This window comes from Massilia litorea, from assembly GCF_015101885.1.
Classification (GTDB): Bacteria; Pseudomonadota; Gammaproteobacteria; order Burkholderiales; family Burkholderiaceae_D; genus Telluria; species Telluria litorea.
Window position 1 is genome coordinate 3488413 of the sequence record NZ_CP062941.1, and the last position, 19199, is coordinate 3507611.

Consider the following 19199-nt stretch of genomic DNA (forward strand, 5'->3'; position numbering starts at 1 on the left):
TCCGGAAAACATAACAAACGACACCTGAACAGCGAGCATGGACCACAACGAAGGCCAGCGGCCACGGTTGCCCGACGATGCAGACAAGGCAAACAGCACCGGCACCGCGGCACTGGTGGCGCCGTGGCTGCTCCTGAGCGAACAGCTCACGCCGCTGATCGGCGAAAGCGGATTTTGCGCGCTGTTCGGCCGGGCGCTGCGCCTGTCGACAGCGCGCTTCGAGGGCCTGGGCAGCTACGAGAGTGCCCGCACGGTGGCCGGCTCGATGATGTCCCTGACCAGAACCCTGAACGAGATCGGGCCCGAGCATGCGGGCGCAGCCAATGGCGCCTTGCTCGACACTTTCACCACGCTGCTGAGTAGCCTGATCGGCGAAGCGCTAACGAAACAGCTGTTAAACGTCGCACAAGCGGGCGCGCACGGGCAGAAGCATGGACAGGAGCAGAAGTAAATGAGCGATAAAGTAGCCTTGGGTCTCTTGCAAACCGGCGTGCCGGGTCTGGACACGCTGCTGGGCGGCGGACTCCCCGAGTTTTCGTTCAACCTGATCGCCGGCCCTCCGGGCAGCGGCAAGACGACGCTGGCCCACCAGATCATGTTCGCCTTGGCGAACACCGAGCGCCGCGCGCTGTTCTTCACCGTGCTGGGCGAACCGCCGCTGAAGATGTTGCGCTACCAGCAGCAGTTCACGTTCTTCGACATGTCGAGGGTCGGTCCGGCGATCCGTTACGTGAACCTGAGCGAGAGCCTGCGCACTGGCGATTTCAGCGGGGTGCTGGAGCGCATCATGACCGAGGTCGCGGCCTTCTCGCCCTCGCTCGTCTTCGTCGATTCGTTCCGCTCGGTGGTGCAGACGGCCAAGGGCGGCAACGAAGGCGTGGCGGACCTCCAGTATTTCATCCAGGAGCTGGGCACGCGCATGACCAGCTGGCAGGCCACGACCTTCCTCATCGGCGAATACGCCAATTCCGACCCGGAAGCCAATCCGATCATGACGGTGGCCGACGGCATGCTGTCGCTGACCCAGGTGCACGAGCACAGCACCGTGGTGCGCAAGATGCGCGTCGTGAAAATGCGCGGCCGCGCGCACCTGGCCGGCTCGCACAATTTCCGCATCACCGACGACGGCCTGCGCACCTATCCCCGCATCCTGCCGTCGCTGGCCGCCGACCGCCTGCCCGGCGTCCCGGTCGACCGCGACCCGCAGCGCATCCCGACCGGCGTGCCGGGGCTCGACGGCCTGCTGCTCGGTGGCTTGCCGCAGGGGCACACGATGCTCATCGCCGGCCCGACCGGCTCCGGCAAGACCATCATCGCCACCCGTTTCCTGCAGGAGGGCGCGCGCCAGGGCGAGAAGGGCGTCGCCGTGTATTTCGAGAAGGGCACGCCGCGCCTGCGCAATGCCCAGCTGGCCGAACTGGTCCAGAACGGCGACGTTGCCGTGGTCGAGAGCCGCCTGCTCGACCTGACTGTGGACGAACTGATCGACGAGCTGGTGCAGACCCTGCAGCGCACGGGCGCGCGCCGCCTGGTGATCGATTCGCTGTCCGAATTCAGCCTCTACATGGCGCCCGAATACCACGCCGACCTGCGCCTGGCCGTGTTCCGTCTGCTCTCCGAGGTGGCCAAGCTGGACGTCAGCGCGATCGTCACGATCGGCTTGGACGACGTGTTTTCGGAGCTGCGTTTCGGCGAAGCGAACATTCCCTTCCTGACCGATGCGATTGTCGCGTTGCGTTATGCGGAAGTGGACGGCAGGCTGCAAAAATTCATGTCGGTCGTGAAAGTGCGCGGCTGTGAGCACAGCACCGACCTGCGCGCCTACCGGATCACCGACGAAGGACTGGAGGTCGATGAACTTCCGACCGAGGTTACCGGCGTGCTGGGTGGTGGTGCCGCCCGCAACCCCGCGGCACCATGAGGAGAACGGGGAATGTATCACGACGACGAGACCGGCTCGATGCAGCGTTCCCTTGATTCCATGGAAGCACAGCTCCAGCCCGACGCCTATACCGGCGCTCTGCATCGCCACATCGCCAGCCTGGAGCAGGAAATCGCGCGCCTGCGCACGGCCCTGAAAGGCAAGGAAGAGCTGGAGGCGAGCGTGGCGCGCCTGCGCGAGGCCAACGAACACCTGGTGCTGGCGGCCATCAACGAACAGGGACTGCGTGACGACGCCGAAGCGGCCAACCGTCGCCAGAACGAATTCCTCGCCATGCTGGCGCACGAGCTGCGCAACCCCCTGGTGCCGATCAGCATGTCCTCGATGCTGCTGGAACGCTCGGCCAACGCCACCCCGCAGCTCCTGAATTTTTCCAAGGTCATCCGGCGCCAGGTCGACCACATGGCCGCCCTGCTCGACGACCTGCTCGACGCCGCCCGCATCAGCAGCGGCAAGATCACCCTGAACCTCGAACCCTTGTCGCTGTCCGCTACCATCGACCAGGCGCTGGAAACCGTGTTGCCGCGCATCGCCGAGCGCGGCCAGGTGTTCGAACTCGACCTGGCCAGCAAGGAACTGGGGGCCCGCGGCGACCGCGTGCGCCTGACCCAGGTGTTTACCAACCTGATCGGAAACGCCTCGAAATACACCGGCGACGGCGGGCGGATCGGGCTGCAGGTGCGCCGCGAAGGCGAGGAGATCGTCGCCGTCATCAGCGACAACGGCACCGGGATTGCGCCCGAAGTGCTGCCGCATATCTTCGACCTGTTCACCCAGGGACCGCGCTCGCTGGCGCGTTCCGAGGGCGGCCTCGGCGTCGGCCTGAACGTGGTGCGCAACCTGGTCACCATGCATGGCGGCACGATCAGGGCCGACAGCCCGGGCATCGGCCAGGGCAGCCGTTTCACGCTGCGCCTGCCGGCCTGCGCGCTGCCCGAGCTGGCGCCCGACGCGCCGGGACACGTCGTCGCGGCAAGCGGCGGCTGCCGCGTGCTGGTCATCGAGGACAATCCCGACGCCTGCGAAACCCTGAAAGCCTTCCTCGACATGGAAGGGCACCAGGTATCGGTGGCGCACGACGGCCAGGCGGGGCTGGACAGGTTGCTCGAACAGCCTTTCGATGTCGTGGTCTGCGACATCGGCCTGCCGGGCATGGACGGGCTGGAAGTGATGGCGCGGCTGCGCGCCTCGGAGGAGGGCGCACGCCCGGTGGCGATCGGCCTGTCGGGCTACGGCCAGGCCGAGGACCGGGCCCGCGCAACTGAGGCCGGCTTCGACCACTACCTGGTGAAACCGGTCAATCCGGACGCGCTGCTGGCGCTGGTCGCGGCGCGCGCCTAGCGCCTCGGCCGCTCAGCGCGGCAGGTCGATGCCGCTTATCCAGTTGCGCCAGTGCCGCCGCGCCTCGTCCTGGTAGCGGATCGCGGCCGCCATCAGGGTCTGCCTGGCCTGCGGCGCCATCAGTTCGGGCGGCAGCAAAGGATCGCGCACCAGCAGGCCGATGGCCTCGCGCCCGAGCAGCAGCGACTCGCGCAGGGCGCCGGTCGTGTCCTCCTGCCCCAGGACTTCGGCGTGGGCATCGAGCGCGGCGGCCATGGCCGTATATTGCCGGTGCAGGGCGTCCACCTTCCACAATCCCTTGACCCGCGCCTGCCGGGCCTCGTCGAGGCCGGTCAGCCGGAACAGCGTCGCCTGCGGCGACAGTCCCAGCTCCGCCAGGCGCGCGCGCAGCGCCGCTATCCCGCCTTCCAGGTTGTCGGGCCGCAGTTGCAGGCCCGGTTCGAACTCCGCGAAGCCGCGCAGCGCCAGCGCCAGGCAATGCCGGCGCCATGCGGTCTTGTCCGAACGCTGGACCAGGGTGTCGTGCACCGCCACCCAGTCGCCATTCCAGGCCGTCATGCTGCGTTCCTTGCTGCGCCATGTATCGACGTCGCGGAACAGGGGGCGCGGCGCCACGCTGATCGCGTACACGCCGCGTGCGGGCTGGCCGATCTTGCCCTGTTCGCACAGGCGGTTCAGGGCAACCCGCACTGTCGCTTCATTGATGTCCATGATCACGCCGGCGCGGCACAGCGCAAACGAGGACAGCGGCGCCCCGTTCGCCATCAGCAGGTCGAGTATCAGTTCGGGCGCCTTCGGTTTGCGCCGCTCGATATTACAAATAGTGTCCATGGTTGCGTAATAAGGAAACAATTCTTAGTATCACCTCATTACTGCCAAGGACGCAATGAAGAACGTACTTTTTACGACCGATGGCGCGGTCTGCGCGATCACGATCAATCGTCCGGAATGCCGCAATGCGGTCGACGGCCCTACCGCCGCCGCGCTGCGCGCCGCCTTCGAACGTTTCGAAAGCGATCCGGCCCTGCGCGTTGCGGTGCTGTCCGGCGCGGGCGGCAATTTCTGCGCGGGCGCCGACCTGGGGGCCGTCGGCGATCCGGACTTGCGCAACGAACTCGACCCGGCCGGCGGCGGCAGCGGACCGATGGGGCCGACCCGCATGCAGCTGTCGAAGCCCCTGATCGCCGCCGTGGACGGCTACGCGGTCGCAGGCGGGCTCGAGCTCGCTTTGCTGGCGGACCTGCGCGTGGCCGACGAGGACGCGGTGTTCGGCGTGTTCTGCCGGCGCTGGGGCGTGCCCCTGATCGACGGCGGCACGGTGCGGCTGCCGCGCATCGTCGGCATGGGTCGCGCACTGGATATGATCCTGACGGGCCGGCCGGTCGGCGCAGCCGAGGCGCACGGCATGGGGCTGGTGAACTATGTCGCGCCACCCGGCAAGGCGCTCGACCAGGCCTGCGCGCTGGCGCACACGATCGCCGGCTTCCCCCAGGGATGCATGCTGGCCGACCGCCGCTCCGCCCATGACCAATGGGACCTGCCGCTGCCGGAGGCGCTGCGGCGCGAGGGCGCGCAGGGTACCCCCCTCGTTTTCGAGGAGGGCGTGGCGGGCGCTCGCCGCTTCGTCGAGGGCGCCGGACGCCACGGCAGCCCCGGCGCCTGAGGCAGGGCGCCATACCATCTCTTTTTTGCGGCATCCACACAACCTGGAGCGATCGATGAAGCAGGACATGCAACAAAGCCGGAAGGCGCAGGGCCCGACCTACCTCGAACTGATCCGGCGCGGGGCCGCGCAGCACGGGCCGCGCACCGCCATCGTCTTCGGCGAGCAGAGCCTGAGCTTCGCCGAGGTCGATGCCATCAGCAGCCAGCTGGCCCATGCGCTGCTCGGGCTGACCGCCCAGGGCAGCCGCATCGCGCTGCTGCTCAACAATGGCCTGTACAGCGTGCCGGTCGATTTCGCCTGCGTGAAGGCGGGCATGAACCGGGTGCCGCTGAACGCCCGCCTGTCGCTGGACGAACACCGGCGCATGCTGGAGGAGGCCGGCTGCACTTCACTGGTCTTCGGTCCTGGCCTGGCCGAGCGCGCCGCCGACCTGCGCGCCGCGCTGCCGGGCCTGCGCTGCTTCGGCATCGGCGCCGCCGGGGCCGATTCGCCCGATTTCCTGGAACACCTGGCATCCTTCCCCAGCACGCCGCCACGCATCAGGATCGGCCCCGACGACATCGTGCTGACCCTGTATACCTCGGGCACCACCGGCACCCTGAAGGCCGCCCAGCATACCCAGACCACCTACGCGGCCATCTGCCGCAACGTCCTGCTCAATCTGCTGCCCGCCACCCCGGACGACGTGATGCTGCATGCGGCTTCGCTGATCCACGCCAGCGGCGTGTTCGTGCTGCCGTTCTGGCTGCGCGGCGGCCGCACCGTGATCCTGCCCGGCTTCGAGCCCGGCCAGTTCCTGCGCGCCATCGCGCAGCACGGCGCCACCGCCATCAACCTGGTGCCGACCATGCTGCAGATGCTGTCCGAGCACCCGGAGTTCGGCGCGACCGACGTCGCCTCCCTGAAATACGTCATCTACGGCGCCTCGCCGATGCCGCGCCCGGTCATCGATCGCGCCATGGCGGCCTGGGGGCAGCACCGCTTCTGGCAGTACTACGGGCAGACCGAAGTGCCGCTGTGCCTGGCGGTCCTGCGGCCGGAGGACCACGTCGATGCGCTGCTCGATACCTGCGGACAGCCGGCCCTGGATGTCGAGATCCGGCTGCTCGACGCGGCCGGCAACGAGGTCGCACCCGGCATGCCCGGCGAGATCACCGTGCGCGCGCCGTCGGCGATCGGCGCATATTACGCCGCTGCCGACCTGAACGAGGCCACCTTCATCGGCGACGGCTGGGTGCGCACGCGCGACATCGGCGAGTTCGACGAACGGGGTTACCTGCGCCTGAAGGACCGGACCTCCGACATGATCGTCACCGGCGGCTACAACGTCTACCCGAGCGAAGTCGAGAGTGCCCTGCTGACGCATCCGGCAGTACGCGAGTGCGCGGTGGTCGGGACGGCGGACGAGAAGTGGGTGGAAGCCGTCACGGCGGTGGTGGTGTTGCGGGCAGGGCATCAGCCCAGCGAAGAAGAGCTGATCGCCCACGTTGCCCGCACGCTCGCTTCCTACAAGAAGCCGCGCCGGGTCCTGTTCGCCGGCAGCCTGCCCAAGACCGCCGTCGGCAAGATGAACCGCAAGCAGCTGCGCGACGACTTGCGCGCAGGCTGAGCGGCGGCGCGCCTCAGGCCGTGGGTGCGCGTCACTGCGTCCGGCTTAGTTCGTAGACGGCGTGGGGACGCTCGTACCAGGTTTCCTCGCCGCGATAGCGCATCCCGAGCTTGCTCATCACCTTCGCCGAATTGGCGTTGTCGGGCCGGCAGACGGCGACCAGCAGCGGCGCATCGAGCGTCTCGAAAGCCCAGGCCGCGATCGCACGGGCGGCCTCCAGGGCCAGTCCTTGTCCCCATTTGTCCGGCACCAGGCGCCAGCCGAGTTCGAGCGGGTTGGCCGGATCGCGGCCCAGGTACTGGACGCAGCCGGCGCCGACCAGGCGCCCGCTCTCGCGTTCGATGAAGGCCCACCAGGAAAAGCCGTACTGCGCCCAGCGGCCCTTGACCAGCTCGATCATGTGGCGGGTCTGTTCGGGCGTCTCTGGCATGCCGCTGACGAAACGCATGACCTCGGGCTGGCTGTTCATGGCCTGCAGGCCCTCGAAGTGCCGGTCGTCGATCGGTTCCAGGCGCAGGCGTTCGGTGCTCAGTATCGTCATGGGTCTCGTCCTGGCCGTTGGCAGATGCGTAGGGCGGGCATCCCCACGCGGTACGCTACATGAAAAGGGCCGGCGAACCGGCCCTTCCTTATCGCTTACTGGTGCGAACTGTGCGTCGCCGTCAGGCGCCGCATCAGCGGCAGCACGGACAGGGCGATCAGCGTGCAGATCACGGCCGCGATGCCCAGCTTGTTGAACAGGCTGGTATAGATCGGCAGGGTCTGCAGCGGGTCGGTCATGCCTTGCGGGACGCTGGCGTAGTTCGCCACCACGCCGCCCAGGTATTGCGAGATCCCGGTCGCGACGAAATAGGCGCCCATCATGAAGCCGCCCATGCGCGCCGGCACATAGCGCGCCACCATCGCCAGGCCGAGGCCGGAAACCAGCAGCTCGCCCAGCGAATACAGGCCGTAGCCGGCGATCATGATCCACGACGAGGTCAGCCCGTTCACCGCGAACTGGCCGGCAAAACCATAGGTGAAGAAGCCTGCGGCCACCACCGTGAAACCGAGCGCGAACTTGCCGGCGATCGACAGGTCCTTGCCGGTGCGGCCGGCGCGGGTGTAGACCAGGGCCAGGACCGGGCTCAGCACCATGATCCAGATCGCGTTCAGGGCCTGGAACTGGGCCGGCGACCAGGTCCACAGGTGGGCGCCCAGCACATTGAATTCGAGGTCGACGTTACGCAGGGCGAACAGCGACAGCGAAGTCGACATCTGCTGGTAGAAGATGAAGAAGAACACGGTCTGCAGCGTCAGCACCAGGGCCGCGATCAGGCCGGCGCGCTCGCTCGGCTCGCTCTTGCGGATCAGGTGCACGAAGATGCCCAGCACCACGATGCCGGCCAGGTAGACGAAGACGCGGGCGATGCTCTGGTACTGCAGGATCACCGCCGACAGGCCGACCGCCAGCACGCCGCCGCCCAGCACCATCGCCAGCTTGCCCTTGTCGAGCGGGCGCTCGTCCGGCAGCGAGCCGACGTGGCGGATGGTGGCGCGCATCATCAGGAGCGTGAGGACGCCGATCACCAGCCCGACGCTGCACACGCCGTAGGCCACGTGCCAGCCGATTTCATTGCCGTGGGCGGCATTGAAATAGTCCTTGATGGCCGGCGTGGCCAGCATCGAGAAGGTCGAACCGACGTTCACCGCCATGTAGTACATGGTGAAGGCGCTGTCGATTTTCGAGTCGTCGCCTTCGTAGATCTTGCGCACCAGGTTGGCGGTGTTCGGCTTGAACAGGCCGTTGCCGACCACGATCACGCCCAGGGCGGAGAACAGGAACCAGGTATTCGTCGTCGGCACCGCCATCAGCGCGTAGCCGAGCGAGAGGATCATGGCGCCCAGCACCATGCAGCGCTTGGTGCCCAGCACCTTGTCGCCGATCCAGCCGCCGATGGCCGGTGCGACATAGATCAGCGCTGCGGCGGCGCCCCAGACCAGGTTGGCGCGGCTGTCTTCGAAGCCCATGCGCTGGACCATGAAGTACACGATCAGCGCCTGCATGCCGTAATAGCCGAAGCGTTCCCACAACTCGATCATCCAGACGGTCACGAAGGACCGGGTCTGGCTGTACGGGAGGATTTCCGTTTTCAAATTATCTCCTTGGTATATTGACTGTCGTTTCCAGCTCGTGACCGGAAGCAAGCCGTTGCATGCTACGCGAGGCGCATGGAAGATGCAATCGTGGCAGGAGCGGCGCTGGACGTTCAGTATTAACTCAACTGTGCGCGGGGTCCGTAGGGTGGGCACTTGTGCCCACGCGGTACGCGGCTGGCATCTCGATATGCGTGCGCTGCACCGCGTGGGCTCGAGAGCCCATCCTACGCCCCTGCATCAGGCAACTGCCATCGATTCCTCTGCCATCAGAGCCGCGCACTGCGCCGCCGGCACCGGCCGGCCGACGTAATACCCCTGGATCTCGTCGCACCCGAAGGCCCGCAGCGCGTCCAGGTGCGCGATCGTCTCGACCCCTTCCGCCACCACTTTGAGGTTCAGGCTGTGCGCCAGGCTGATCACGGCCTTGGTGATGGCCGCGTCGTCGCTGTCGCCGGGCAGGTCGCGCACAAAAGTGCGGTCGATCTTGAGGGCGTCGAGCGGGAAGCGTTTCAGGTAGGCCAGGCTCGAATAGCCGGTGCCGAAATCGTCGACCGACAGGCGCATGCCCTGGCGTTTCAGGTCGGTGAGGATGCGCACCGCCGCTTCCGGGTCGAGCATCAGCATCGATTCGGTCAGCTCGAATTCGAGCAGGGACGGGTCGACCCCGGCCGCCTCGACGATGGCGCGCACGGTGTCGGGCAGGCCGGCGTGGCCGAGCTGGCGCGCCGACAGGTTGATCGCCACCGGCGGCACCGATGCCCAGGCGGACGACCAGGCGCCCAGCTGGCGGCATACCTCGGCGATCACCCATTCGCCCACCGGCAGGATCAGGCCCGTCTCCTCCAGGATCGAGATGAATTCGAAGGGCGCGACCAGGCCGCGCTCGGGATGGCGCCAGCGCAGCAAGGCCTCGAAGCCGCTGATTTTGCCCATCCCCGCCCCGGTGGCGAGCTTCACCTTCGGCTGGTAATGCAGCTCGAATTCGCCGCGCTCGAGCGCCAGGTGCAGCTGGTGTTCCGTCTGCAGGCGCAGCGCGGCGTTCGCGTTCATCTCGGCGAGATAGAACTGGTAGTTGTTGCGGCCGTTCTGCTTGGCGCCGTACATCGCCGTGTCCGCGCTCTTGAGCAGGGTGGCGGCATCCATGCCGTCGTCCGGGTAAGCCGCGATGCCGACGCTGGCCGAGACGTACAGCTGCTGGCCCTGCAGCAGGAAGGGCTGCGCCAGCGCCTCGACGATGCGCCGGGCGATGGGCTCGGCTTCGCTGCTTGTGCCCAGCTGCGGCAGCACGACCGCGAATTCGTCGCCGCCCAGGCGGGCCACCACGTCCAGGGTACGTACGCAGTCCTGCAGGCGGCGTCCGGCCTGGGCCAGCAGCTCGTCGCCGACGCTGTGGCCGAGCATGTCGTTGACGCTCTTGAAGCGGTCCAGGTCGATGAACATGACGCCGGCGCGGCGGCGGCTTTCGGCGGCGCCCGCGATGGCTTCTTCGAGGCAGAGTCCCAGGCGGTGGCGGTTCGGCAGGCCGGTCAGGGCGTCGAACTGGGCCAGGTAAGTCAGCCGGTTGCGCGCGTCTTCGCGCTCGACGGCGGTGGCGAGGATGTTGCCCAGGCCGTTCAGGAAGGCGTCCTCGTCTTCCTGGAAGGTGCGCGCCTCGGGGGCATACACGGCCAGCGCGCCGAACGGCCGGCCGGCGCAGACGACGACCGCGTCGATGCTGCTGCCGGCGTCCTCGAAGCCGAGCAGGCCCGTGGTCCAGCGCGTCAGCGTTTCCCCGGCCGCGCTGCCGGCAGGGCAGGGAAACGGTAGGGCGCGGGTGTTGGCGGGAAAGCCGCGCGAGGCCTGCAGGCAGGCGCTGCCCGCCTCGAGGTCGAACGCGAACAGCGCCGCATGGCGCACGCCGAGGCCGTCGCAGGCAAGCCGCGCCGCCATCTCGAACAGTTCCACCAGCGGCCCGGCTTCGAGCGCCTTGCGCCCCAGGCGCGCGATCAGGCCCTGGCGCATGGCGTTGCGCACGATGGCGCTTTCGAATTCCTTGCGCTCGCTGATGTCGAAATCGATGCAGATGTATTTGTCGACGTTTTTCGCGGCGTCGAAGATCGGGACGATCGTGCGGTACCACTGGCGTTCGCCGCCTTCGCCCCGGAACGCGACCTCGCCGCGCCAGACCGTGGTGGCGGGCGACCAGCCGCCGCCGGCCAGCGCCAGCGCGCGGCCGACCAGTTGCTCGCGCGGGTAGCCGGACTGGCGCACGAACTCGTCGTTCACGGCCGTCACGAATCCTTCGCGGTCGACTTCGCTGACGATCGCAGCCTGGTCGAGCGCGCTCTTGTGCTGCACCAGGGAGTTCATCAGGGAGGCGATGCGCTGGCCGTATTCGTCGCGCATGCTGGCGGCGCTGCGGTTCATCGCCTTGATCGCCTCGCGGATCTCGAGCGGGGCATCGGGGCGGATCGGGGCGGCCGCGTCGTGGAAGCGCAGGTTGTCCAGGTTCCTCAGCCAGCGCGCGAGCAGGGCGCGCGCCACGGCCAGGCTGATGGCCAGCACGACGGCGGCCAGGCAGGCCGACTGCACCAGCAGCAGCCACAGTTGCGAGGCCAGCCGGCGCTCGTCGAAATGCAGGCGCAGCACGCCGTAATCCTTGCCGCCGGCGGCGACGACGCGGTTGACGTCATACAGTTCGCCGCCGACATGGGCCACCAGCCAGGCTGGCGCCGGGTAGAGCGAGGCATCGCGCCTGGCCTCGACGCGGATCACGCCGCCGTTCATGTCGATGAAGGCGGCGCTGGCGAAGGGCGACTGCAGCATCATCGTCGCCAGGGTGCGCTTGACGGTGTCGTAGTCGCCGATCAGGGCGCTGTCCTCGACCGCCTGGGCCGCCACCTCGACCAGGGTATTCGCGGCGTCCTGGGTTTCCTCGATGTGTTGCAGGTACTGGTGGCGATAGAACATGCCCATGCCGACCCCGCCGAATACCAGCATGCTGAGGGCGAACAGGATGAAGACGCGGCCGGCGAGCGAGCGCGGAAGCAGCCGCCAGGCCAGCCTCAGCATCGTGCGGCGGCGGATCACCGCAGTTCGGCCGGTGCGGCCTCGTAGAAGTGGCGGTAGGCCGCGTAGTCGGCGTCCCGGGCCGGAACGAAGCGTACCGGTTTCGGCTCGTGGATCAGTGCCGAGGCGGCCTCGAGGACCTTGCGGCCCTCCGGATCGCGGCCCATGCCGAGGAAAGCCTGCGCCACTGCCTGCACGTGGGCGGCCGGCACCCGATTCGAGGCCATCAGGGCCAGGTCGTTGAACGGGGCCGAACTCCACAGCACGCGAAAGGCCTTGTTTTCCCTGCTCTCGTAGTTCTGCACCAGCTGCGAATTGGCGCCGGCCGCTTTGGCCCGGCCACTGAAGAGCTGGGTGAAGGCAGCGTCCATATTGCCGGCAAAGGCAACGTCGACCGGCACCTTGTCGCGCAACAGCTGGGCATAGGTCACCTTGTAGGCGATCAGGGCTTCGGGCCCGGGAAAGACGACGGTGCTGCCGGCAAGCTCCGCCAGGCTGCGTACCGGCGAGTCGGCCGGCACCACGATCTGCGCCCGTACCGGCACCGCATCGCGCCGCCCGAACACGGTCCAGCCCATTTTGACGCGCTCGGGGCTGAACAGGTGGTTGGTAAAGGCGAAGTCGACTTCGCGGGTGAGAATGAAGCTGGTCGTGTCGGCCGAGGTGCGGCCGAGCTTCAGGTTCAGGCGCACGCCGCTCTTGTGCGAGACATAGCGCACGATCGGGTTCCAGAAGCTGGCCGAGATTTGCAGGTTGTACTGGTTGACGGGCGAAAAATTGTAGGCGGGGGCGTCCGCAGCCATGGCCGGAGAGCTCAGGACGACAGCAACGGACAGGGCATAGCGGGCCCGCAGGGACATGCGCATGATGGTGGAAATCAGGAGGCGAGCGCGATGGGCGCGATGGGCAGAGATTATACCGGAAATCGCTTGTTTAATGCCTTATTGCAACTTTTGGTGTTGTAAGCAGCGCTGTACTATCACCGCGTGGGTACAAATGCCCGGTGAGCCCGTCATTGAGCCATTGGGCTCAACGACTCCTGCGAACTGCTCGAGCCTACCAAGTTCAGAACTGCTCGTCCGCTGCCAGGTAGCGCCACTGGCCGACCGGCAGGTCGCCCAGCTTGACGCGCCCGATGCGCACGCGTTTCAGGCCGATCACCTTCAGGCCGACCATGTCGCACATGCGGCGGATCTGGCGCTTTTTACCCTCTTTCAGGGTAAAGCTGAGCTGGTCCTCGTTCTGCCAGCGCACCTTGGCCGGCAGCAGCGGCTTGCCGTCCATCCAGAGGCCGTGGTTCAGCTTCTTGAGGTCGGAATCGGGCAGCTTGCCCCCCTTGGTGTACTCGACCCGCACCAGGTATTCCTTGTCGACCGAGGTGGTCTCGCCGATCAGCTGCTTGGCGATGCGGCCGTCCTGGGTCAGTACCAGCAGGCCCACCGAGTCGATGTCGAGGCGGCCGGCCGGCACCAGCGAACGCAGCTGGGTCGGGTGGAACTGTTCCGGTGACGGATCGTCCGGCCAGCGGTTTTCCGGCTTGATCAGGGCGACGGCGGGCGTGTAGCCGTCTTCGGCCTGGCCCGATACGTAGCCGACCGGCTTGTTGATCAGGACCGTGACGCGCTTCGATTGCTCGGCCGCGGCCTGGCGCTCGACGGTGATGCGCTGGTTCGGAAGTACCTTGCTGCCCAGCTCCGAGACGACCTTGCCGTCGACCCGCACCCAGCCGCGCGCGATCCATTCATCGGCTTCGCGGCGCGAGCACAGGCCCAGTTCGGACATTCGTTTGGAGAGGCGGAGCGGTTCGGTCATCGGAAGCTATTAGTAAGTGAGATTGGTTGTATCAAATTGCCAGCGCGTCGAGCAGCTCGGTTTCCAGCTGCACCAGCACGCGCGGGTTGTTCAAATTCGGGCCGTCGACCAGGAACACGTCCTCGACGCGCTCGCCCAGGGTCATGACTTTCGCCGTGTGCAGGTTGATGCGGTAGCGCGTCAGCACGCTGGCGATCGCGTACAGCAGGCCGGTGCGGTCGTTGGCCGCGATCGTGAGCAGGTAGTGCTGGCCGCGCTCGTCCGGGCGCAGCTCCACGCTCGGCGCGACCGGGAAGTGGCGCGACAGGCGCGACAGGCGGCCGCGGGTCGGCGGCGGCAGCGGCGCGTTCGAGGTCAGGAGCTCGCACAGTTCGTGCTCGATCAGGCTGATGATGTCGCGGTAGTTCTTCGCGAAATTCTCCTCGGTGACGAGGAAGGTGTCGAGCGCGTAGCCATCGCGCGTGGTGTGGATCTTCGCATCGAGGATGCTGAAGTTCTTGCGGTCGAAATAGCTGCAGATGCGCGCGAACAGGTCGGGCTGGTCCTTCACGTAGACGGTGAGCTGGATGCCGGCGCCGGCCGGGGCCAGGCGTGCTTTCACGACCGGCTTGGTGCTCTTGATCTTGTCGTACAGCGTGCGCGTCTGCCAGGCGATGTCGGAGGCGTCGTGGCGCAGGAAATAGACCACGTCGAGCTGGTCCCAGAGCGCCTCGTGGGCGTCGGCGGGGAGGCCGAACAGGCGCAGGGTGGCCAGCGCTTCCTGCTGGCGCATGCGCAACTCGCGGTCGGCCGAATGCGGCTCGCCGCCGAGCACGCGCAGCGTGATGCGATACAAATCTTCCAGCAGCTTCGCCTTCCAGGCATTCCACACCTTCGGGCTGGTGCCGCGGATGTCGGCCACCGTCAGCAGGTACAGGGCAGTCAGGTGGCGCTCGTCCTTCACGACGGCGGCGAAGGCCTGGATCACGTCCGGGTCGGACAGGTCCTGTTTTTGCGCGACCTGCGACATGGTCAGGTGCTGCTCGACCAGGAACACGACCAGTTCGGTGTCTTCCTGGGACAGTCCGTGGTCCCAGCAGAAGTCGAGCGCATCGACCTTGCCGAGTTCCGAGTGGTCGCCGCCGCGGCCTTTCGCGATATCGTGGAACAGGGCGGCGACGTACAGCAGCCAGCGGTCGCGGAAGTTGGCGATCAGGCCGCTGCAGAAGGGGTATTCGTGGGCGTGTTCGGCCATCGTGAAGCGGCGCAGGTTACGCACCACCATCATGATGTGCTGGTCGACGGTGTAGACGTGGAACAGGTCGTGCTGCATCTGGCCGACGATGTTGCGGAAGTTCGGCAGGTAGCGTCCCAGCACGCCGAAGTCGTTCATGCGGCGCAGGGCGTGCACCAGGCCTTGCGGGGCCTTCAGGATGCGCAGGAAGTTGGCGCGGTTGCCCGGGTCGGCGCGGAAGTCCTCGTCGATCAGGTTGCGCGCGTGCCAGAGCGCGCGCGTGGTGCGCGCCGTCATGCCCTTGATGTCGGGGCGCTCGGTCATGGCGACGAAAATCGCCAGCACGGAGGAGGGCGTGGTCTCGAAGGTGTCGTCGTGGGCGATGTCGATGAAGCCGCCGACATCGTTGAAGCAGGCGTTGATGGGCACCGCTTCGACAGGCTGCGGGAACAGGCGCGCCTCGATGTTCTGCAGCAGGATGGTGTTCAACTGGGTGACCGTCTTGGCCGCCCAGTAGTAGCGCTGCATCAGGTATTCGCTGGCGCGCCGCGCACCGGGACCGGAGGGATCCGACACCAGCCCGAACGATTCGGCGATCGCCGTCTGCACGTCGAACAGCAGGCGGTCTTCGCGCCGGTGGGTCTGCAGGTGCAGGCGCACGCGGATGTCCTTGAAGGCGCGCTCCTTTTCCATCAGCTGGCGCGCTTCGTCCTGGGTGATCAGCTCGCGGGTGGCGAGCTGGCCCCAGGAGTTGGCCAGGCCCGCCGCCTTCGCCACCCACAGGATCACCTGCAGGTCGCGCAGCGCGCCCGGGCTTTCCTTGCAGTTCGGCTCGAGCGCGAAAGCGGTGTATTCGTACTTGGCATGGCGCAGGCGCATCTCGGCCGTCTTGGCCTGGAAGAAGGCTTGCGGGTCCATGGCCTCGGCATAGCGCTTCTCCAGCTCTGCGAAGAGATGCGCGTCGCCCGTCACCAGGCGCGCTTCGAGCAGGCTGGTTTGCACGGTGATGTCGGCGCTTGATTCCTGCATGCATTCGTCGACGGTGCGGATGCTGTGCCCGATCTCCAGGCCCAGGTCCCACAGCAGCTGGACCAGGCCTTCCAGTTTCGCCTGGGTGATCGCGTCGGGCGGGGCGCCGAGCAGGATCAGGAGGTCGACGTCGGAATAGGGAAACAGCTCGCCGCGCCCGTAGCCGCCCACGCCGATCAGGGCCGTGTTGGCGGGCAGGCGCGCAGCGCGCCAGGCTTCGGTGAGGATGGCGTCGACGCTGTGGCGCAGGCCGCGCAGCAGCTTTTCCGGCTTGCCGTCCTCGCGGAAGGCGTGGAACAGGGCCTGGCGTTCGGTCTTCAGGCGGCCCTTGAGTTCGGGACGGGCCTGCTCCAGCTGGGCGGCGGACATGGTAATTAAGCCGGGACGGCGTCTTTGTTGGCGACGATCGCCGGCGGCGGCGGGGTGCCGGCCGACTGCGTCAACACCTCGTAGCCGGTCTCGGTCACCAGGATCATGTGTTCCCACTGGGCCGACAGGCTGCGGTCCTTCGTCTTGATGGTCCAGCCGTCCGGCATTTCCTTGATCTCGCGGCGGCCGGCGTTGATCATCGGCTCGATCGTGAAGATCATGCCGGGCTCGAGCTTTTCCAGGGTGCCCGGTTTGCCGTAGTGCAGGACCTGCGGCTCCTCGTGGAATACCTTGCCGATGCCGTGGCCGCAGAATTCGCGCACCACGCTGTAGCCGTTCTTCTCGGCATGCTGCTGGATCGCGTAGCCGATGTCGCCCAGGTGTGCGCCGGGTTTGACTTTTGAAATGCCGAGCCACATGCATTCATAGGTCACTTCCGACAGGCGGCGTGCCAGGATCGAGGGTTCGCCGACCAGGAACATGCGGCTGTTGTCGCCGTGGAAGCCATCCCTGGTGATGACGGTGACGTCGATGTTCAGGGCGTCGCCGCTTTTCAGGACCTTGTCACCCGGGATGCCGTGGCAGATGACGTCGTTGACCGAGGTGCAGACGGCTTTCGGGAAGGGCGGGTAGCCCGGCGGCGCGTAGTTCAGCGGCGCCGGCACGGTGCCCTGCACGTTGGTCATGTATTCGTGGCACAGGCGGTCGAGCTCGCCGGTGGTGACGCCGGGCTTCACGAAGGGGGTGATGTAGTCGAGTACTTCGGAGCCGAGGCGGCCGGCCAGGCGCATGCCTTCGATTTCGTCTGGGGTCTTGATGGAGATGGACATATGCGGTCAGTATTCAATCCGGTGGATGGCCGACGCCTCCGATACGGCGCGTGGCAAAGATGCCGTCATTATAAGGGATAGCCACGCCCCTCGTCGAAGCGAGGGGGCGGGCCGTCCGCAGCAACCCGCCCCGCATACATTGTTACGCTTGAAAAATGGGCCGAATCCGGCTAGAATCTCGGGTTGCTTGGGCTGAGGTCCAGCAATGTTGCTCAGTAGTTCATTTTTAGTTGTCTATTTTATTTATTCAAATCGCGAATGCGGCCGACAAGGGTGCCCATAGGGTGACTGGCCGTTATTCAAGACTTAACCCTGGAGAATTACATGTCCGTTACTATGCGCGAAATGCTGGAAGCCGGTATTCACTTCGGCCACCAGACCCGTTTCTGGAACCCAAAGATGGCACCGTTCATCTTCGGTCATCGCAACAAGATCCACATCATCAACCTGGAAAAGACCATGGCGATGTACCAGGATGCGATGAAGACCATCAAGCAGATCTCGGCCAACCGCGGCACCATCCTGATGGTCGGCACCAAGCGCCAGGCCCGTGACCTGATCGCTGCTGAAGCCCAGCGCGCCGGTGTTCCTTACGTCGACCAGCGCTGGCTCGGCGGCATGCTGACCAACTTCAAGACCATCAAGACCTCGATCAAGCGCCTGCAGGACATGGAAGCGCAAGTGGAAGACGGTTCGGTCGAGAAGCTGTCGAAAAAAGAAGCCCTGATGTTCTCGCGCGAAATGGTCAAGCTGCAGAAATCGATCGGCGGCATCAAGAACATGGGTGGCGTTCCTGACGCAATCTTCGTCGTCGACGTCGGCTACCACAAGGGCGCCATCACCGAAGCCGGCAAGCTGGGCATCCCGGTCATCGGCGTGGTCGATACCAACCACTCGCCAGAAGGCGTCACCCACGTGATCCCTGGCAACGACGACTCGTCGAAGGCCATCGCCCTGTACGCACGCGGCGTCGCCGATGCGATCCTGGAAGGCCGTGCCAACGCCACCAACGAAGTCGTTGAGATGGTCAAGGCCGGCGGCGACGACTTCGTCGAAGTCTCCGAGCAGGCGTAATTAAGAAAGCGGACTCCGGTCCGCGCAAAGAAGGGGTGCTGGGCCGTGGCTGCGCACCCCTTTTTTTAAGCACAGAATTGGTAAGAAATTATCGTGTGGATGTTCCAGTCGGACATCCGCGACACTGAACACATTTTGGGAGAAAAACATGGCAGCGATTACTGCAGCGATGGTGGGTGAACTGCGCGCGAAGACCGACGCGCCTATGATGGAATGCAAGAAGGCACTGACCGAAGCCGAAGGCGACATGGGCCGTGCCGAAGAGATCCTGCGCGTCAAGCTGGGCGGCAAGGCATCGAAGGCATCGGCACGCGTGACCGCCGAAGGCGTGGTTGCTTCGTACATCGCCGGTAACGTCGGCGCGCTGGTCGAAATCAACAGCGAAACCGACTTCGTCGCCAAGAACGACGAGTTCCTGGCCATGGCCAACCTGGCAGCCAAGCTGGTTGCCGAGCAGAACCCTGCCGACGTGGCAGCCCTGTCGGCACTCGACGTCGGCGGCCAGACCTTCGACGCGCTGCGTTCGGCACTGATCGGCAAAATCGGTGAGAATATGACCGTGCGCCGCTTCCAGCGTTTCGAAACCACCGGCAAGCTCGCTTCCTACCTGCACGGCACCCGTATCGGCGTCATGGTCGACTACGAAGGCGCGGACGAGCAGGTCGGCAAGGACGTCGCGATGCACATCGCCGCGATGAAGCCGGTCGCCCTGTCGTCGGAAGGCGTTCCTGCTGAACTGATCGAGAAAGAGCGTTCGGTCGCCCAGCTCAAGGCCCAGGAAGATGCAGACGCAGCCGCTGCCGCAGGCAAGCCGGCCCAGTCGCCGGAAATCCTGGCCAAGCGCCTCGAAGGTTCGGTCCAGAAGTACCTGAAAGAAGTGTCGCTGCTGAACCAGACCTTCGTGAAGAACGACAAGCAGTCGATCGAGCAGATGCTGAAGGCAACCAACACCACGGTGAAGGGCTTCACGATGTACGTCGTGGGCGAGGGCATCGAGAAGAAGGTCGACGACTTCGCAGCAGAAGTCGCGGCACAGATGGCTGCCAACAAGCAGTAATGTGAAAGCGGGCCGCAAGGCCCGTTTTTTTAACCCGGTCGTTTACATCGGCCGGGTTTCGTGGGACCGG

At 66.1% G+C, this 19199-nt stretch carries 15 protein-coding genes; 7 read left to right on the forward strand and 8 right to left on the reverse strand.

Annotation, left to right across the window (positions count from 1 at the left end; genetic code table 11):
• Positions 1–37: 37 nt before the first annotated feature.
• The 3 genes from LPB04_RS15700 to LPB04_RS15710 are packed head-to-tail and all read left to right on the forward strand — an operon-like array spanning position 38 to position 3283.
• Complete coding sequence (locus LPB04_RS15700) at positions 38–451, forward strand: hypothetical protein (RefSeq protein ID WP_193685453.1); 414 nt, start codon at positions 38–40, stop codon at positions 449–451.
• Entirely contained in the window at positions 452–1921 is a 1470-nt protein-coding gene (locus LPB04_RS15705; protein ID WP_193685454.1) for an RAD55 family ATPase, read from the forward strand.
• A 12-nt stretch (positions 1922–1933) separates the two neighbouring features.
• Positions 1934–3283: a hybrid sensor histidine kinase/response regulator gene (locus LPB04_RS15710; protein ID WP_193685455.1), complete on the forward strand. Its 1350-nt coding sequence runs from the start codon at positions 1934–1936 to the stop codon at positions 3281–3283.
• Between the two features lie 12 nt (positions 3284–3295).
• Here LPB04_RS15710 and LPB04_RS15715 read toward each other — a convergent pair whose 3' ends face one another.
• Positions 3296–4114: a PaaX family transcriptional regulator C-terminal domain-containing protein gene (locus LPB04_RS15715; RefSeq protein ID WP_193685456.1), complete on the reverse strand. Its 819-nt coding sequence runs from the start codon at positions 4112–4114 to the stop codon at positions 3296–3298.
• 55 nt (positions 4115–4169) lie between these two features.
• Between LPB04_RS15715 and LPB04_RS15720 the strand changes: the two genes are divergently transcribed.
• Together LPB04_RS15720 and LPB04_RS15725 are read left to right on the forward strand one after the other, a co-directional pair.
• Positions 4170–4946 carry a crotonase/enoyl-CoA hydratase family protein gene (locus LPB04_RS15720; RefSeq protein WP_193685457.1) on the forward strand — a complete coding sequence of 259 codons (777 nt, stop codon included), beginning with the start codon at positions 4170–4172 and terminating at the stop codon, positions 4944–4946.
• A 67-nt stretch (positions 4947–5013) separates the two neighbouring features.
• Complete coding sequence (locus LPB04_RS15725; RefSeq protein ID WP_193685458.1) at positions 5014–6558, forward strand: AMP-binding protein; 1545 nt, start codon at positions 5014–5016, stop codon at positions 6556–6558.
• A gap of 31 nt (positions 6559–6589) precedes the next feature.
• Here the strand turns inward: LPB04_RS15725 and LPB04_RS15730 are convergent, their stop codons facing one another.
• The 7 genes from LPB04_RS15730 to map form a co-directional block, all read right to left on the reverse strand.
• Complete coding sequence (locus LPB04_RS15730) at positions 6590–7099, reverse strand: GNAT family N-acetyltransferase (protein WP_193685459.1); 510 nt, start codon at positions 7097–7099, stop codon at positions 6590–6592.
• A 95-nt stretch (positions 7100–7194) separates the two neighbouring features.
• Positions 7195–8694 (reverse strand): peptide MFS transporter, encoded by a 1500-nt coding sequence (locus LPB04_RS15735; RefSeq protein ID WP_227496436.1) that lies wholly within the window; start codon positions 8692–8694, stop codon positions 7195–7197.
• Positions 8695–8934: 240 nt separating this feature from the next.
• A complete protein-coding gene (locus LPB04_RS15740; RefSeq protein WP_227496437.1) occupies positions 8935–11766 on the reverse strand; it encodes a putative bifunctional diguanylate cyclase/phosphodiesterase in 2832 nt (943 codons plus the stop codon).
• Positions 11763–12605 (reverse strand): phosphate/phosphite/phosphonate ABC transporter substrate-binding protein, encoded by an 843-nt coding sequence (locus tag LPB04_RS15745; protein WP_227496438.1) that lies wholly within the window; start codon positions 12603–12605, stop codon positions 11763–11765. The genes LPB04_RS15740 and LPB04_RS15745 overlap by 4 nt, the downstream gene beginning before the upstream one ends.
• Positions 12606–12810: 205 nt before the next feature.
• Entirely contained in the window at positions 12811–13557 is a 747-nt protein-coding gene (locus LPB04_RS15750; protein ID WP_193685461.1) for a pseudouridine synthase, read from the reverse strand.
• Between the two features lie 31 nt (positions 13558–13588).
• Positions 13589–16168, reverse strand: a complete 2580-nt coding sequence (locus LPB04_RS15755; protein WP_193685462.1) for a [protein-PII] uridylyltransferase — start codon at positions 16166–16168, stop codon at positions 13589–13591.
• Positions 16169–16173: 5 nt separating this feature from the next.
• The gene (gene map / locus LPB04_RS15760; RefSeq protein ID WP_193685463.1) at positions 16174–16998 is read right to left on the reverse strand and encodes a type I methionyl aminopeptidase; all 825 of its coding nucleotides are present in this window, start codon (positions 16996–16998) and stop codon (positions 16174–16176) included.
• 324 nt (positions 16999–17322) lie between these two features.
• On the opposite strand from map, the gene rpsB reads away from it, so the two are divergent.
• Complete coding sequence (rpsB, locus tag LPB04_RS15765) at positions 17323–18072, forward strand: 30S ribosomal protein S2 (RefSeq protein ID WP_193685464.1); 750 nt, start codon at positions 17323–17325, stop codon at positions 18070–18072.
• Between the two features lie 148 nt (positions 18073–18220).
• Positions 18221–19129 (forward strand): translation elongation factor Ts, encoded by a 909-nt coding sequence (gene tsf / locus LPB04_RS15770; protein WP_193685465.1) that lies wholly within the window; start codon positions 18221–18223, stop codon positions 19127–19129.
• The last annotated feature ends 70 nt before the right edge of the window (positions 19130–19199 follow it).

Excerpts from the sequence above, each read along its gene's own strand:
- LPB04_RS15700 (WP_193685453.1), top strand. The coding sequence starts at position 38 with ATGGACCACAACGAAGGCCAGCGGCCACGGTTGCCCGACGATGCAGAC.
- LPB04_RS15705 (WP_193685454.1), top strand. The coding sequence starts at position 452 with ATGAGCGATAAAGTAGCCTTGGGTCTCTTGCAAACCGGCGTGCCGGGT.
- LPB04_RS15710 (WP_193685455.1), top strand. The coding sequence starts at position 1,934 with ATGTATCACGACGACGAGACCGGCTCGATGCAGCGTTCCCTTGATTCC.
- LPB04_RS15715 (WP_193685456.1), bottom strand. The coding sequence starts at position 4,114 with ATGGACACTATTTGTAATATCGAGCGGCGCAAACCGAAGGCGCCCGAA.
- LPB04_RS15720 (WP_193685457.1), top strand. The coding sequence starts at position 4,170 with ATGAAGAACGTACTTTTTACGACCGATGGCGCGGTCTGCGCGATCACG.
- LPB04_RS15725 (WP_193685458.1), top strand. The coding sequence starts at position 5,014 with ATGCAACAAAGCCGGAAGGCGCAGGGCCCGACCTACCTCGAACTGATC.
- LPB04_RS15730 (WP_193685459.1), bottom strand. The coding sequence starts at position 7,099 with ATGACGATACTGAGCACCGAACGCCTGCGCCTGGAACCGATCGACGAC.
- LPB04_RS15745 (WP_227496438.1), bottom strand. The coding sequence starts at position 12,605 with ATGTCCCTGCGGGCCCGCTATGCCCTGTCCGTTGCTGTCGTCCTGAGC.
- LPB04_RS15750 (WP_193685461.1), bottom strand. The coding sequence starts at position 13,557 with ATGACCGAACCGCTCCGCCTCTCCAAACGAATGTCCGAACTGGGCCTG.
- LPB04_RS15755 (WP_193685462.1), bottom strand. The coding sequence starts at position 16,168 with ATGTCCGCCGCCCAGCTGGAGCAGGCCCGTCCCGAACTCAAGGGCCGC.
- map (WP_193685463.1), bottom strand. The coding sequence starts at position 16,998 with ATGTCCATCTCCATCAAGACCCCAGACGAAATCGAAGGCATGCGCCTG.
- rpsB (WP_193685464.1), top strand. The coding sequence starts at position 17,323 with ATGTCCGTTACTATGCGCGAAATGCTGGAAGCCGGTATTCACTTCGGC.
- tsf (WP_193685465.1), top strand. The coding sequence starts at position 18,221 with ATGGCAGCGATTACTGCAGCGATGGTGGGTGAACTGCGCGCGAAGACC.